The sequence below is a fragment of the Gemmatimonadota bacterium genome (assembly GCA_009838645.1).
Classification (GTDB): domain Bacteria; phylum JAAXHH01; class JAAXHH01; order JAAXHH01; family JAAXHH01; genus JAAXHH01.
Genome location: VXRC01000044.1, coordinates 16,813 through 31,471 on the forward strand (window position 1 = coordinate 16,813; position 14,659 = coordinate 31,471).

Sequence of the window (14,659 nt, forward strand, 5' to 3'; positions counted from 1 at the left end):
CACCGGGCTTCCGTTGCAATTTCACCATAAACGGGACACCGGGCCAGCGATCCCTGGCTACAGCGCGTCCGGATCCACGGCCTCCGGCACCTCGGCCGAGGCAGGCGTCCCGGCGGGCGGCTGCGCATCGGGGACCAATACCTCCGGAATGGGAAGGCCCCGGTCGGACAGTTGCGTCTCGATGCTGGAACCGTCGCCCACGAGCAGGTAGCCCGCGCGCCGCGCATCGAGGTACTTGCGGGCGGTGGACCGCACCTCCTCCAGGCTGACGGACTGCAGGTTCTCCACCGCGTCCCGCATGTCCGACATGGGCCGCTCCGAGCTCCACAGGGCGCCGATGCTGCCCGCGATGCGTCTCAGGGATTCGAACCGCTGGGCGTAACCGCGGATACGTCCGGTGCGCGCTTCCTCGAGTTCCTGTGCGCTCACCGGCCGTTCACCGCCCAGTCCCGCCATTTCGGACATCAGTTCCCTCACGACCTCGCCGGTCTTGTCCGCCTGGATCGACGTCTGCACCTTCCAGTACCCGGAGACGCCGAGAAGGCCCAGCGACGTGGATACGCCGTAGGTATAGCCCTTTTCCTCCCGCAGGTTCTGGTTGAGGCGGGACTGGAATCCGCCGCCCCAGATCGCGTCCACGAGCCGGAGGGCGTGGTAGTCGGGCGTATCGCGGCTCGGCGCTTCGATGAACTGGCAGACCACGGTCTGCGGCGCGCCGGGTCGGTCCACCAGGTAAATACGATTCGATTTCCGGTCCGGGGAGGGTTCCGGCACCTCCTTCGCGGGCCGGACGTCCCCTCTCCACGAGCCGAAACGCTGGTCCGCCAGCTTCATCGCCTGGTCGCGGTTAATGTCGCCCACGAACACCAGGGCGGACTGGTCCGGCCGCCAGTTCTCCTCGTAGGCCCGGGCGATCTCGTACCGGGTCATTTCGGCGACGGAAGACGCATAGCCCTGCACCGGCCGGCCATAGGGATGATCCTCGCCGAACACCAGCCCGGGGCACAACCGCTGGGCGAGAGACTGGGGATGGGAGGCCTGTTGCTTGAGGTAGTCGAGGTGGCGGTGGCGTTCCCGTTCCAGTTCCTCTTCGGGGAACAGGGGATTGCGCGCGACGTCGGCGAATAGGGCCATGGCGGCTGAAAGCTTGTCGGTCAACACGTCCATCCCGATCCGGGCGGACTCGAGATACATGGATTTGCCGATGACCGTGCCCAGCCGGCTCAGGGCCTCGTCGAGGTCCAGCGCGCCATAGCCCCGCGTGCCCTTGTCCATGGTCTGAAGCATGAGCTGGGCCATCCCGCACCGGTCGGGGGGATCGTGCACGCCGCCGGACTTCACGTTCAGCGAAACGGCGACCTTCGGCAGGTCGTGGTGCTCGACGACCAGCACTTCCAGGCCGTTGTCCAGCCTGTCCTCGTGCACTTCCGGCGTCTGAAAGGGCGTGTCCGACCCGAGCGCCGGGACCGCGGACCGGTCGAGGACGCCATTCGAGGCCGCCTGCGCGGGTCCATCGCTCTCCGCCTGTGTGGATGCCGCTCCTGCCGCCTGAGCGGACGCGGTGCCCGCCGCCTGCTCCGCGGCCGCGCCTGCCCCGGCCACTCCGGCCACCGCCTTCGGGAGTGTATCGGGGAAGTACCTGAGCGTCAGGCCGTGGCGGGACACCAGCCACCGCTTTACCGCTTCGGCGATCTTCGAACCGGTCAGGTTCCGGAACCGGTCGTGCTCGACGTGGAAGTACCCCGGATCTTTCTTGTAGGTATTTGATTCGTTCAGCCGGTCCGCCTTGCCGCCGAAACCGCCGATGCGCTCCAGGCTGGAGACGTACTGGTATTCCCACACCGTGCGGGCGCGCTCCACCTCGTCACGGGTCGGGCTGCCGGACGCCAGTCTCGCGATCTGGCCGTTGACCAGGTCCTCGACCTCCAGGACGTCGCAGCCCGGCCGGACGGTCGCGATGACGCCGAAGAGGCCGGCGATCTCTCTTGCGAAGTTGAAGACGCTGACCTCGGTGCACAGTCGCCGATCATAGACCAGCAGTTTTTCAAGACGGGAGGACAGGCCGTCGCCCAGTACGGCCGCGGCCGCGTCGAGGGCCGTCTCCTCCGCTTCGAAACGCTGCGGCGCCGGCCAGATCATGTGGACCCGGGCCTGGGGCACGCGGTCGGTGACCTCCACGATCTTCCCCTCGGCCAGGGCAGGCACCCAGCGGCGCTGGCGCTCGAGGAGCGGACCCGGTTCAAGCGCGCCGTAGTAGTGGGTTACGCGGTCCCGGGCGAAGTCTTTGTCGAAATCGCCGGCGATGACCAGCGACAGGTTATTCGGCGTGTAGTAGGTCCGGAAGAACTCGGCCACCTCGTCGACCCCGGCCGCTTCCAGGTCCTCGTGCCGGCCGATGACGGGCCAGGAATAGGGATGGCCGGCGGGGTAGAGGTGCTCGTTGACCAGTTCGTACCAGCGGCCGTAGGGCTGATTTTCCGTGGTCTGCCGGCGTTCGTTACGGACGACCTCGCGTTGGTTCTCGAAGTTTTCCCGCGTGAGCGCGTCCGCCAGCGTGGCGACGCGGTCCGACTCCAGCCAGAGCACGTATTCAAGGTTGCCCGAGGGCACGGTGGCGAAGTAGTTGGTGCGGTCGTTGCTCGTGGTACCGTTGACGCCGCCTTCCCGCAGGTTGCCGCCCGCCTGTTCGATGTACTTGAAATATCCTTCCGGCGCGTGCTTCGACCCCTCGAACATCAGGTGTTCGAAGAGGTGGGCGAACCCGGTCCGGCCGGGCCGTTCCACCTTGGAGCCCACGTGGAACCAGTGGTTGACGTGCACCACGGGCAGCTTGCGGTCCACGTGCAGGATGACCTGCAACCCGTTCGGCAGGGTGAACTTCTCGAAGGATACCCGAGGAAGGTCCGATTGGGCCATGGCTTGTCCCGGAATAGGGAAACATGGGGATAGATTGACTAAGAACAAGGATGCCGCGTTATACGCGCTCCAGGACGCCGGACTTCGCCGAACGGTAGGCGGCGTCCAGGATCATGACCGAACGCATGGCCGCGTCACCGGGCGTATAGTTTTCCACGTCCCGTCCGAGCACCAGGTCGGCGAAGTTCTCGGGCGGTCCCTCGCAGTTGTAGGCGCCCGCGTCGATGGCCACGTCGTGGACCTGGTCCCGCCCGTCGTGCCGGTGTATCGCGAGGCGGGCGCGTTCGACGTCGAGCAGCAGCATGCCCTCCGAGCCGAAGATCCGGATGTCGAGCTGGAACATCTGCCCTTCAGGGATGTCTCCCGACCCCGACAGCGCACCGATCACGCCGTCCTCGAAGCGGACCGTCACGGCGTCGTACATCTCCACCCTGGATTCCGCCTCGGTCATCATGGCGAAGACTTCGCGGGGCATCAGGCCCGTGAGCCAGGACATGAGGCCCAGGCTGTGGGACATCTGCGCGTGCCCGTAACCGCCGTCGGCCACCACGGGATCGGCCCAGGTGTCCGGATCGGGCGCGAAGAGGCCCCCGCCGTTGGCCTCGTGGTCGAAGTCCAGTCCCTGGAGCAGGCCCCGGATAGGCGAGGCCATGTGGCAGAGGACGGACTCGATGTTCCCGACGACCCCGGCGTCGAGCTGCCGCTTGGCCTCCTGGATATAGGGCTTGTGGTGCCATCCGTAGGGAACGAGCAGGTGAAGCCCCTTCTCGTCCGCCAGCCGGACCAGTTCCCTGGCGTCGGCGCTCTTCGTGCACATGGGCTTTTCGACCATGACGTGCAACCCGCGCTCCAGCGCCGCGGCGGCGTGCTCGAAGTGCAGCGTATGGGGGCTGGACACCACCACGCCGTCGAGCTCGACCTCGTCCAGCATCCGGCGGTAGTCCTCCGTCCCGTAGGGGACGCCGAAGGCCTCCTGCACCTGGCGCAGTTCATCCGCCCCGAGGCGGCAGACGGCCGACAGTTCCACGTCCCCGGTCTCGTCCGCCCGTTTCTTGAGCACGGGCAGGTGATTGGCCGTCGCCCACCACCCGGTACCGATGAATCCTATGCGTGCCTTATCCATGATGGGTTCCTGTCGATAGATTCCTGTGGTTTTCAGGCCGTGCCGTGTCTTTTAGATCGCGTGCCGCGAAACACGCCGCCCGTCGTGGCGTCCACGATCCAGGCTTCATTCTGCCAGAGCGTGAACCCGTGCGGTTCCGGTCCCTCCACGTCCAGCCGGTCCAGCTGCTCGCCCGTATCGGGGTCGTATAGGAACAAGGCGCGGTGATTGGTCTCCACGCACCAGAGCCTGCCGTTATCCCACGCGATGCCGTGGGGCCGGTCGCCCGGCGCGGGGAAGGACTGCAGCACGGTCCATTCGTCGGGGTCCATGCGGTAGATGGTGGCGTCCGGAGGCGACGACATCCACAGTTCCCCGTCCCGCCATTCAAGGCCGTGGGCGCCGGTTTTCTTCGCGCCCGGCGTGGGGTAGCGCGCCAGCGTCCGGCCGGAGCCGGGATCGATCTTCAGGGTCTCGCAACTGTAGGTGGAGGAAACCCAGAGGTGGACGCCGCTGTGGGTGATCCCGCTGCCCCGGTCGGAATCACTGTCGAAGATCCTGCGCGTCGCCCCGTCCCGGTAATCGTGGAGGCTGATCCGGTTGTCGCCCTGGTCCAGAATCCAGAGGCCCTCGGTAGTGGCCTGCAGCCCGTTGGGATGGGGACCGGGCGCATCGAAGACGTGGCTGAGGGTGAGTTTCATGCTACAGCCTTTCCTTGATCTGGCACTGCTGTACAGGGAAACCGAAAGAGGAATACCATTTCAAAAAATGCACCCGTGCCACCGGGCTGTCAAGGTACAAAGAAGGCGTCTGAACAGGATGTCCGGCGCGTCCATCGGGCGTCGGCGGTGGCATGAAAAAAGAATTGACGCACGGACTTCATTACAATATTTTTAGAAATATGGAAATGATCAATACGGAATTCGTCCCTGCCTCACTCGAGGCCGAACAGAAACACGCCGAAGCGTTCAAGGCGCTGAGCCACCGGACACGGCTGGCGATCTTCTATCACCTTGTCCGCCAGGGTGAAGGGGGAGATTCCGTCGGGAACCTGCAGGAGGCACTCGGCGTGCCCTGGGCGACCCTCTCCCACCACCTGGACGTCCTGCGCCGCGCCGATCTGCTGGCGTCCCGCCGCGAAGAACGGTATATCTTCTACCGCGTGCGGCCCGAACGGGTAAGCGACCTGGTGCGCCTGCTTACCGCCTGCTGTTGAATCACCGGTCGTTGCTAAACCACCGGTCGTTGAACGAAGAACCGGTTCAATTGGAAGAACGCTCTAGCAGTACCGATACCATTCAGGAGGAAGACATGTCAGATTATCCCAAGATCCATCTGTCGTTTCCCGTACGCGACCTGGAACGAAGCGTCGCATTCTACAGAAAACTGTTCGGTGAGGATCCCGTGAAGACCCATCCCGGTTATGTCAAGTTCCTGCCGTCCATCGCCCCCCTGAACCTGGCCCTGTACGCGGATGGGAAGGCCGCGGGCGACGGGGCGAACCATTTCGGCATCGAGGTCCGGGACCACGAAACGGTCCTGCGGCACCTGCTGCGTATCAGGACATCCGGACTGGATACCCGTGAAGAGATGGACTGCGACTGCTGTTACGCCAATCAGGACAAGTTCTGGGTGGAGGACCCGGACGGCCGCGAATGGGAGATCTACGTGCTGAACCGGGACCTGGATGAACCGGGCGGGCGGGATGATGAATCCTGTTGCGCGGAACTTGAACCGGGCGGCCCTTCCGAACAGGCACGTTCGTCCGATGCGACGACGTGCTGCGGCGGCTGAACACGATCCGGCGGCTGCGGACGGCGCACGCTGGCCGGGCGAATTGGACCGAAGTACCGGCCTGCCGCGGACGGCGCACGCTGGCCGGGCGCGCCGGACCGGTCATCATTTGTTTTTGAAACGGGAGCAGACCATGAAGCCAGACACGCTGCTGGTCCACGCGGGGGGAGGACTGGAGCCCGGCTCCGGGGCCATCGCGCCTTCCATTCACCTCTCGACCACCTTCGAGCACACGCCGGAGGGCGAGGCGACGAACGAACACGTCTACATCCGGATGGGCAACCCGAACCAGGACCGGTTGGAAGAGGCCCTGTCGGCCATCGAGGACGGCGCGGTGGCCCTCGTCTACGCGTCGGGCATGGCGGCGGTAACGGGCTGCGTGCAGACGCTCGATCCGGGCGCCCACGTGCTCATGCACCGGGACGTGTATAGCGTCACCCGCGCGGTCGGCAAGGAACTCCTGCCGAACTGGAACATCGAGGTGAGCGACGTGGACATGACCGATCCGGGCGCGGTCAGGCGCGCCATGCGGCCCCAAACGGCGCTGCTCTGGGCGGAGACCCCGTCGAACCCCGCCATGGACGTCATCGACATCGGCGCGGTGGCCGGCATCGCACACGCCGCCTGCGCCCTGCTGGCCGTGGACAACACCTTCGCCACACCGGTGATGCAGCGTCCCCTGCAACACGGCGCCGACATCGTCATGCATTCCATGACCAAGTACCTGGGCGGCCACAGCGACGTGCAGGGAGGCGCGCTCGTGTTCCGTGAAAGCGGAGACCGGGTCGTACGGGCCCGGCGCGTCCGGACGGTCACCGGCGGCGTGCTCTCCCCCTTCAACGCCTGGCTGGTCCTGCGGGGAATGCGATCGTTGGGATGCCGCATGGCGCGCCACGTGGCCAACGCTGAGGCCATTGCCGCGGCGATGGCCGGTCATCCGGGGATCGAGGGCGTCGATTATCCCGGCCTGCCCGATCACCGGGGACACGCCATCGCGACGCGGCAGATGGATGGGTACGGCGGCATGCTGTCCCTGCGGGTCAGAGGCACGCGGGAGGACGCGCTGCGGGTCGCAAGCAAGGTCAGGCTGATTCGGAACGCCACGAGCCTGGGCGGGGTGGAAAGCCTGATCGAGCACCGGCAGTCTATCGAGGGACCCGGCTCGGTAACGGCGCCCAACCTGCTCCGGCTGTCCCCCGGACTGGAAGCGGCCGAGGACCTGATCGCCGACCTGGTACAGGCGCTGGAGTGAAACCGGCGGGAGGCGCGTGGGTTATGCCGCGGGCTGGCAGGTGCCGCAGGGGGCGTATTCTTCCGCCGCCTTGTCGAGCGCGATGGCCCTGGCATTGCCGTTCAGGAAGTGGCAGTCGGACCGGTGGTACTTCGAGCCCCCATCGGTGACGTAGACGATCGGCACATCCAGATCCTCCTCTGACTTCGAGGGCCAGAACCTGTTGTTGACGGTCAGTTCGATGCCCTTTTCGAGCAGTTCTTCCGCCATCGCCCGGATCAGTCTGCGTTTGTGCCAGGTGAGGGCGGTGAGCGCCGCCGTGGCAGCCACGGCAATGATCAGTCTTAACATGGTTTCCTTATCCTTTTATACAAGGTCTTCGTCTTCTTGCACGGCCTGGTCGACGAAACGTGTCGCCGGGATTCGGATAACGGTCCAATATAATGAATACGACCATGAAAAACAAGTGGGGAATACGCCGGGCAGGCGGGTTCTCGCCGTCTCCGGAGCCTTGACAGCGCGCGATCCGGTCCATATTATAAGTCGTTTTACAAATCGTTCTGAATGACCCGCTTAACTGCGTATTACCGAGTTTTACATTCAACCGGACGATAAGACATACTGGAGTAATCATGTCAAAGATCAGACTGGGTCTGGTGGGCTGCGGCGGCATGGGGCACCGGCACCTCTACGGCCTGGCCGAACTGCACCGCACCGGTCTCTGCCGGTTCGAACCCGTGGTGGCCTGCGACCCCCGCAGGGAGAACGCCGAATCCCTGGCCGGTCACGTCGAAGACCATTTCGGCATCCGTCCCGCGGTGGTCGCGAGCCTGGACGAGGTGGACGCCGGCGACCTGCAGGCCGTCGACATCTGCACCGATCCCCGCCACCATCACACGGTGTGCGCCGATGCGGCGTCCCGGGGATGGGACGTGATGACAGAGAAGCCCATGGGGCTCACGGTCCGCGCCTGCCGCCTCATGCGCGAAGCCACGGACGGGGGCGGGCGCATCCTGTCCGTCGCGGAGAACTACCGCAGGGATCCGGTGAACCGGCTTGCCAAGGCCCTGCTGGACGCCGGCGTGATCGGCACGCCCCGGTACATGGTCCATAATACCGCCGGCGGCAGCAACAAGATGCTGATCACCGTGTGGCGGCACCTGAAGAATGTCAGCGGCCTGCTGCTCGACGTGGGCGTTCATTTCGCGGACATCCTGGAGTACTTCATGGGTCCGGTGTCGGACATCTACGCCCAGACGCGGCTCCATGAGAAGATACGCTACAACGACATGGCGGGCAAAGATCCCGCGACGGCTTCCCGCAATTCGCCGGCCGGGGTCTACGAGCACTGGCAGGCGGAGATGCCCGCTGAATTCGAGGTGACCGCCGAGGATGCCGCCTATGCCACGCTGACCTTTCAGAGCGGCGCGGTCTGCCAGTACCTGGAAGAACACGCGACCTTCGGCAAAGGATTCTGGCACCGTGGCATTTACGGTTCATCCGGGTCGATGGAACTGCCCGGCGACCGTTCCGGCCAGCCATTCACCATTGCCCTGGAAGGCAAGACCATCGAGGGAGACGCCCTCCTGGACCTTGTGCCGGATTTCGCCCTGGATGAGGCGACGGCGGCGCTGTTCGGTGGCGAACGCATGTGGAAATACAGTTTCCCATTCCCGGAAACGGACCGCAAGATCATCGCCATCGAGTATGCCGATTTCGCGGAGGCCATCGACGAAGGCCGCCAGCCTGAGGTCGACGGCTACATGGGCATGCGTTCGGTCGCCGTCTCCTACGGCATCATGGAATCGGGACAGGCCGGCAGGGCCGTCACCATGGACGAGATCATGGCGGACGAGACCAACGGCTATCAGCAGGAAATCAACGACAGCCTGGGCATCTGAAGTAGAGACGCCCGAGGCGGGGTTGAGTCACGGCATGGCCGGCCGGCATTTCGGCCGCAGAGACGGAGATTTATGAAACTAGGTTACTCCACCTGGGGCATGCCGGACGTCGAATTGGACGAAGCGGTGCCCCACCTGGCTTCCCTGGGATACGACGGCATCGAAATCACCGTCATCCCGGGCTATGTCACGGAACTGGGCACACTCGAAGCCGAGGAACGCCGCCGGATCCGCGGCCTCTTCGCAAGGCATGGCGTGGAGATGCCCGCTATCGCCGGGCACACAAGCCTCCTCGAGCCCGACGTGCGCCTGCACGCCGCCAACATGAAAAGGCTCAAGGATACCGTGGAACTCTGCGCGGACCTGACCATGGACCATCTCGTGCCCTGCCTGGACACCACGCCCGGCGGACGGCCGGAGGACTGGACCGCCGTGCGGGACCGGCTGCTGAACGAGGTGGGCGATCTCGTGGACTACGGCGCCCGCCACGGCGTGGTCATCGCCATGGAGCCCCACATCGGCTGCTGCCTTTGCGACGTGGAGCGGACCCTCTGGCTGCTCGAACTGATCGATTCCGAGTACCTGAAACTCAACTACGACATCAGCCACTTCGACGTGGCCGGCGTGCCCACGGCAGATAGCGTGGCGGCCCTGGCGCCCCACACCGTGCACACCCACGTGAAGGACCAGCGCGGCCGGGCGCCCGATTTCGAGTTCCTGATCCCCGGCGAGGGCGATTTCGACTACGTGGAGTACCTGGACGCCATGCAGGCGGCGGGATACGACGATTACATCACCGTGGAAGTCAGCATGATGGTACAGCAGCGTGAGGACTACGATCCCCTGGACGCGGCCGGACTGGCCTGCCGCACCCTGGAGGCCGCTTTCGAGGCGTCGCGAGCCGAGCGGACTTAGGGGGTCGTCACGCGCGGACCGACGGGGACGCCAGGAACACCCGCCGGACGCCGCGGGACGCCGGGAGGGACGCCGCGAACACCCGCCGAACGCCGCGCGAAAGTTTATATTTAAAAAGTAAATTGAATTGAATCGTGGGTCGCGCAGGTATAATATACGATCATCGCTTGAATGATCGTGACGTTCATCAAACCCGAGGAGGCATCACAGTCATGTACGATCCCGTACTCGTTGAACCCATGCGCCGGGAGCTGACGGACCTGGGCGTGGAGGAACTGAAGACCGCCGACGAGGTGGACGCGCTGTTGGAGGAGCACGAGGGTACGGCGCTGGTCGTGGTCAATTCCGTCTGCGGTTGCGCGGCGGCCAATGCCCGGCCGGGCGTCGCCATGGCCCTGCAGAACAAGAAGAAGCCGGACCGGATCACCACGGTCTTCGCCGGCATGGACCTGGAAGCCACGAGCAAGGCGCGGGATTACTTCAAGGGGTTTTTTCCGTCGTCTCCGCAGATCGCGCTGATGAAGGACGGCCAGGTGGCGTTCATGCTGGAACGCCATGACATCGAGGGCCGCACGGCGCTCGACGTGGCCGAGCGGCTGATGCTGGCCTTCAACGAACACTGCTGAAAACCGGCCGGACCTATTCCTTCTCGTACTCCGCCGTGCAGGTCGTGTGGATGCCGCCGCGGACCCGGTAGTCGGTGCTGACCGTCATGCGGACCGGCCGTACGGCGGCGACGAGGTCGTCGAGGATCCGGCGCGTGACATGCTCCTGCACCATGCCGACGTTCCGGTAGGAGAGCAGGTAGTACTTGTAGGACCGCAGTTCGAGGACCTGCTCGTCCGGCACGTAGGACACGATCACCTCACCGAAATCCGGCAGCCCCGTCCAGGGGCAGACCGCCGTGAACTCGTCCGTATCGATATCCACGTCGAGGGGATCGCCCTTCGATTCGTAGGGGAAGGTCTCCAGGACCTCGGGCTTGATGGCCTCGGGGCCGTCGAAGTCGAACTGCTTATGTCGGGGTTCGATGTCCATGAGGTTTGTTGAGGCGGATTGCACAGGGTTGAATGCCGCTCATAGAAAAACATTAAAGCGCGCCCGTTTCTATTTTGTCAACCATGTGCTGAAACGCTCGTTGATTTCCTCTCCGTTGTCGCTCCACCACTGCCAGTTGTTATGCAGGGCACGTGCCATGTTTTGCGGACCTGTCGGCAAGTGCGGCATCATTTCCACTCCGGTTTCGGCGTGTACACTGATGAGCTGCATGGCCGATCGGCGTGTAGGACTGTACGCAATGTACCTGGTCAATTCTGCCATCGACCGGGCCGATGAAGCAAAGTCCACGAAACGATGTGCGGCTTCGAGGTTCTGTGTGCCTTCTACGATGCCGTAGGCGCCCATCTTCAGTATCTGTCCGTCCCAGACGATTACGAACGGTTGACCTTCCTTCGCCTGGGCGTTGAAGATACGGCCATTGTAAGCCGTAGTCATAGCCACTTCGCCGTCGGCCAGCAATTGAGGCGGCTGTGCACCGGTATCCCACCATACGACGTGTTCTTTAATGGTATCCAGTTTTTCAAACGCTCGGTCTACGCCTGCTTCCGTGTCCAGGACGGCGTATACTTCTTCGACACGTACTCCGTCGGCCATTAGCGCAAATTCGAGGTTACCTTGCGGCACGCGCCGCAAGCCCCTTCGACCCGGAAATCCGGCCATGTCGAAAAAGTCTTTGATCGTTGTGGGCATTATGTCACCGATGTTCTTTTCGTTGTAGGCGAACACCGTAGAGAAATACAACTTGCCCACACCGCATTCGGTAATCGTTCCCGAATCGAAATCCTTGTGTGCGGGCGTACCATCGGACCCTGGTGAGTAGCGTTCGGTTTCTATCGGCACGATCAAACCTTCGTCACAGGCTCGAACCAGCTCGGCCATTTCGAAATCGACCACATCCCAATACACTTTACCGATCTCGACCTGCGAGCGTACCTGGGCCAATCCACCGTTGAAATGGTCCATGTCTACACTTATACCGGACTCGACCTCGAAGCGACTGTGGATGGCTTTCTCACTGGCCTGGGCGAACGACCCGCCAAAGCTGACCACGGTTACAGATTGGCCGTTCACAGGCGGCGTAAACAAAACCAGCGAAAATAACACGAATAATCGTAACATTCAGACTTCTTTTGGCTGAAGAATGGAAAGGTGCCTGGTATTCAGCGCGATTCCTTTTCCCTCAAACTCACACCCGGCCCGTGATGTCAGGCGCCTCGGGGTCGACGCTGCCGCCCTCCGGCTGGGAGGCGACGGGCCGGCAGGGCATTTCAGTATAGGAATTATACGCGACGTCGAGCCAGGGCGTTTCGATGGGACGGTGGTCTTCGTGCCGGCTGTTCATCACGGCGTCGACGATGCCCGTGACCAGCAGCGTCCGCTCGGGCGGATACGGCGCGGCGCCCGTCTGGAAGAATCGCTGTATATTGGCGCACAGGTAGCCGAAGTGGGCGTGGTTGCCCTCGCGGACCAGGTTGAATACGGCCCCGTGCACGCGGCCGTCGACACGGGCGGCGTAGGCCCAGGTTTCGATGTAGCCGCCGAGCATGAGGGTCGTCGTCCGCAGTCCGTCGCGCCGTTCCACCAGGAAGGCCGCCGGTTCTTTTGCGTGATCCCGCGCCGATCCTTCGGGCTTGCCGGGGATGGCGTCGAGTGCTGACTCCATCAGGTCCCGCGACCACAGGCCCTCCTCGCAGGCCCGCCACATTGCATCGCCTTCCAGGCACTGCACCGAAGCCACGCCCGTCTCCCCGCCGATCCGCCGCTCGACCATGCACTGCAGCGCCTCCAGGGTATGGTAGCCGTAGGATTCGATCCCGCCGAACCCCACGGTGAGCGCCTCCTCGACGTTGGTTTCCAGATCGTACTCGATCCAGGGATCCCGCCAGGCCAGGGGCAGGGAGGAGCCGGCCATCAGAGGGATGTCCAGTTCCTCCGCCCGGCTCCACATCCACTGGGCGTCCCGGAAATCGTAGGCGAGGTGCTTGTCGCTGAACACGGGCACGGACCGGCCGCTCTCGGCGAAGACGCCGGCGATCTGCTCGAAGAAGTACCGCCGCGGATACATGTGGCGGCCCCGCTCGTTCCACGGGTAGTCGCCGTGCTCGCCGATGAGCAGCACCGCGTCCACCCCGAGGCTGTCGCCGCCCGCGTGCAGCGCCCGGCGGATGCTCGGGTAGACGGGCACGCCGAACTTCTCGGCCAGTCGCAGGCCGATGTCGTTCTCGAGGACATGGTCGATGTAGAGGGATACGACGTCCACTTCGGGAGCGAAGTATCCCTCGTCGACCGACCAGCCCTTCAGGAACTTGGAGACGATGACGTCCGCGTGTGCGCCGGGGAAGTAGATCGTGCAGACGGCGGCGACGCGAAGGCGCTTGACCATGAGTCCCTGGTCTCCGTCAGCTTCCGAGAACAGGTTCTTCGACCGGCACTTCCGCGGGGGCCTCCGCGGGCACTTCCGTGGGACGGTCCGTCTGCTTGCCGTACTCCTCGATGAACTCCTCCACCAGGCGCCGGCATACGTCGTCGGCGTACTGCTCGGGCGGGGACTTCATGAAGTAGGACGATGGGCCGAGCTGGGGGCCGCTGAGGCCGTTGTCCAGGGCCAGCTTGCAGCACCGCACCGCGTCGATGACCACGCCGGCCGAATTGGGCGAATCCCAGACTTCCAGCTTCAGTTCGAGGTTCAGCGGCACGCCGCCGAAGGTCTCGCCTTCCATGCGGATGTGGCACCACTTGCGGTCCTCGAGCCACGGCACGTGATCGCTGGGACCGACGTGTATGTTGTCTTCGCCCATGTCGTAGCTGAGCTGGGACGTCACTGCGTTGGTCTTGCTGATCTTCTTGGATTCGAGCCGCGAGCGTTCCAGCATGTTGTAGAAATCGGTGTTGCCGCCGAAGTTGAGCTGATAGGAGCGCAGGACCTTGACGCCGCGGTCCGCGAACAGGCGCGTAAGCACGCGGTGGGTAATGGTGGCGCCCACCTGGGACTTGATGTCGTCGCCGATGATGGGCAGGCCGTGCTTGCGGAACCGCTCCGGCCAGTGCCCCGTGCTCGCGATGAAGACCGGGACGCAGTTCACGAAGCCGCAGCCGGCCTGCAGGATCTGCTCCACGTACCACTTCGTGGCTTCCTCGCTGCCCACGGGCAGGTAGCTCACCACCACGTCCGTCTTCGTGTCCTTGAGCACCTCGACCACGTCGACGGTGTCGCCCGCGTCTTTCTCGATGACCTCGCTGAGATACTTCCCGAGACCGTCGTGGGTCATGCCCCGCTGCACCGGCACGCCCAGGTTTGGCACGTCGGCGAACTTCACCGTGTTGTTGGGATGGGCGAAAATGGCCTCGCTGAGGTCCTTGCCCACTTTGTCCGCGCCTACGTCGAATGCGGCCGAAAACTCCACGTCGCTGATGTGGTAACCGCCCAGGTTGGCGTGCATCAGGCCCGGAATAAACTCGTCCTGCGCGGCGCTGCGGTAGTACTCGACGCCCTGTACCAGGGACGAGGCGCAGTTGCCCACGCCAACGATGGCCACTCTGACTTTGCTGCTCATGTTTTCCCCGCTTTCCTTCCGTCGCCGGGCCCGCGACATACACACGCTTCACGCGCACCTGTCACGCGCACCGCGTCACGCGCTCCCGGAGTATTGAAGAATGAATGAAATGCTCAATGGGACCTCGTAAACATCTATCGCAATAAGAAAGCCCGATTTTCATATAAATCAAATAAATAATTGTTAT

Annotated in this window: 14 protein-coding genes; 6 read left to right on the plus strand and 8 right to left on the minus strand. The window is 63.9% G+C overall.

The genetic code is table 11. The features are described from left to right. Positions 1-57: 57 nt before the first annotated feature. Genes F4Y38_12360 through F4Y38_12370 form a run of 3 tightly spaced genes read right to left on the minus strand, consistent with a single transcriptional unit; the run spans position 58 to position 4,719 of the window. Positions 58-2,916 (minus strand): insulinase family protein, encoded by a 2,859-nt coding sequence (locus F4Y38_12360; protein ID MXY50073.1) that lies wholly within the window; start codon positions 2,914-2,916, stop codon positions 58-60. 58 nt (positions 2,917-2,974) lie between these two features. Continuing rightward, complete coding sequence (locus F4Y38_12365) at positions 2,975-4,039, minus strand: Gfo/Idh/MocA family oxidoreductase (protein MXY50074.1); 1,065 nt, start codon at positions 4,037-4,039, stop codon at positions 2,975-2,977. 32 nt (positions 4,040-4,071) lie between these two features. Continuing rightward, on the minus strand, positions 4,072-4,719 hold the full coding sequence (locus tag F4Y38_12370) for a hypothetical protein (protein ID MXY50075.1): 648 nt from the start codon (positions 4,717-4,719) through the stop codon (positions 4,072-4,074). Positions 4,720-4,871: 152 nt separating this feature from the next. Between F4Y38_12370 and F4Y38_12375 the strand changes: the two genes are divergently transcribed. The 3 genes from F4Y38_12375 (at position 4,872) to F4Y38_12385 (ending at position 7,064) form a co-directional block, all read left to right on the plus strand. Then, positions 4,872-5,234, plus strand: a complete 363-nt coding sequence (locus F4Y38_12375) for a winged helix-turn-helix transcriptional regulator (GenBank protein ID MXY50076.1) — start codon at positions 4,872-4,874, stop codon at positions 5,232-5,234. 95 nt (positions 5,235-5,329) lie between these two features. Next, positions 5,330-5,812: a glyoxalase/bleomycin resistance/dioxygenase family protein gene (locus F4Y38_12380; protein ID MXY50077.1), complete on the plus strand. Its 483-nt coding sequence runs from the start codon at positions 5,330-5,332 to the stop codon at positions 5,810-5,812. Between the two features lie 133 nt (positions 5,813-5,945). Beyond that, positions 5,946-7,064, plus strand: coding sequence for a cystathionine gamma-synthase (locus tag F4Y38_12385; GenBank protein ID MXY50078.1), 1,119 nt, complete (start codon positions 5,946-5,948; stop codon positions 7,062-7,064). 21 nt (positions 7,065-7,085) lie between these two features. Here F4Y38_12385 and F4Y38_12390 read toward each other — a convergent pair whose 3' ends face one another. Further along, the gene (locus tag F4Y38_12390) at positions 7,086-7,394 is read right to left on the minus strand and encodes a hypothetical protein (GenBank protein MXY50079.1); all 309 of its coding nucleotides are present in this window, start codon (positions 7,392-7,394) and stop codon (positions 7,086-7,088) included. A 281-nt stretch (positions 7,395-7,675) separates the two neighbouring features. Between F4Y38_12390 and F4Y38_12395 the strand changes: the two genes are divergently transcribed. From F4Y38_12395 to F4Y38_12405, 3 genes are all read left to right on the plus strand, one after another. After that, positions 7,676-8,944: a Gfo/Idh/MocA family oxidoreductase gene (locus F4Y38_12395; GenBank protein ID MXY50080.1), complete on the plus strand. Its 1,269-nt coding sequence runs from the start codon at positions 7,676-7,678 to the stop codon at positions 8,942-8,944. A 72-nt stretch (positions 8,945-9,016) separates the two neighbouring features. Beyond that, positions 9,017-9,859, plus strand: a complete 843-nt coding sequence (locus F4Y38_12400) for a sugar phosphate isomerase/epimerase (GenBank protein ID MXY50081.1) — start codon at positions 9,017-9,019, stop codon at positions 9,857-9,859. A gap of 212 nt (positions 9,860-10,071) precedes the next feature. Beyond that, positions 10,072-10,485 carry a BrxA/BrxB family bacilliredoxin gene (locus tag F4Y38_12405; GenBank protein ID MXY50082.1) on the plus strand — a complete coding sequence of 138 codons (414 nt, stop codon included), beginning with the start codon at positions 10,072-10,074 and terminating at the stop codon, positions 10,483-10,485. Between the two features lie 13 nt (positions 10,486-10,498). Here the strand turns inward: F4Y38_12405 and queF are convergent, their stop codons facing one another. From queF to F4Y38_12425, 4 genes are all read right to left on the minus strand, one after another. Next, a complete protein-coding gene (gene queF, locus F4Y38_12410; protein MXY50083.1) occupies positions 10,499-10,897 on the minus strand; it encodes an NADPH-dependent 7-cyano-7-deazaguanine reductase QueF in 399 nt (132 codons plus the stop codon). A gap of 69 nt (positions 10,898-10,966) precedes the next feature. Next, complete coding sequence (locus F4Y38_12415; protein MXY50084.1) at positions 10,967-12,037, minus strand: ABC transporter substrate-binding protein; 1,071 nt, start codon at positions 12,035-12,037, stop codon at positions 10,967-10,969. 67 nt (positions 12,038-12,104) lie between these two features. Continuing rightward, positions 12,105-13,301 (minus strand): hypothetical protein, encoded by a 1,197-nt coding sequence (locus F4Y38_12420; GenBank protein ID MXY50085.1) that lies wholly within the window; start codon positions 13,299-13,301, stop codon positions 12,105-12,107. Between the two features lie 16 nt (positions 13,302-13,317). Next, the gene (locus F4Y38_12425) at positions 13,318-14,472 is read right to left on the minus strand and encodes an inositol-3-phosphate synthase (GenBank protein MXY50086.1); all 1,155 of its coding nucleotides are present in this window, start codon (positions 14,470-14,472) and stop codon (positions 13,318-13,320) included. Between the last annotated feature and the right edge of the window lie 187 nt (positions 14,473-14,659).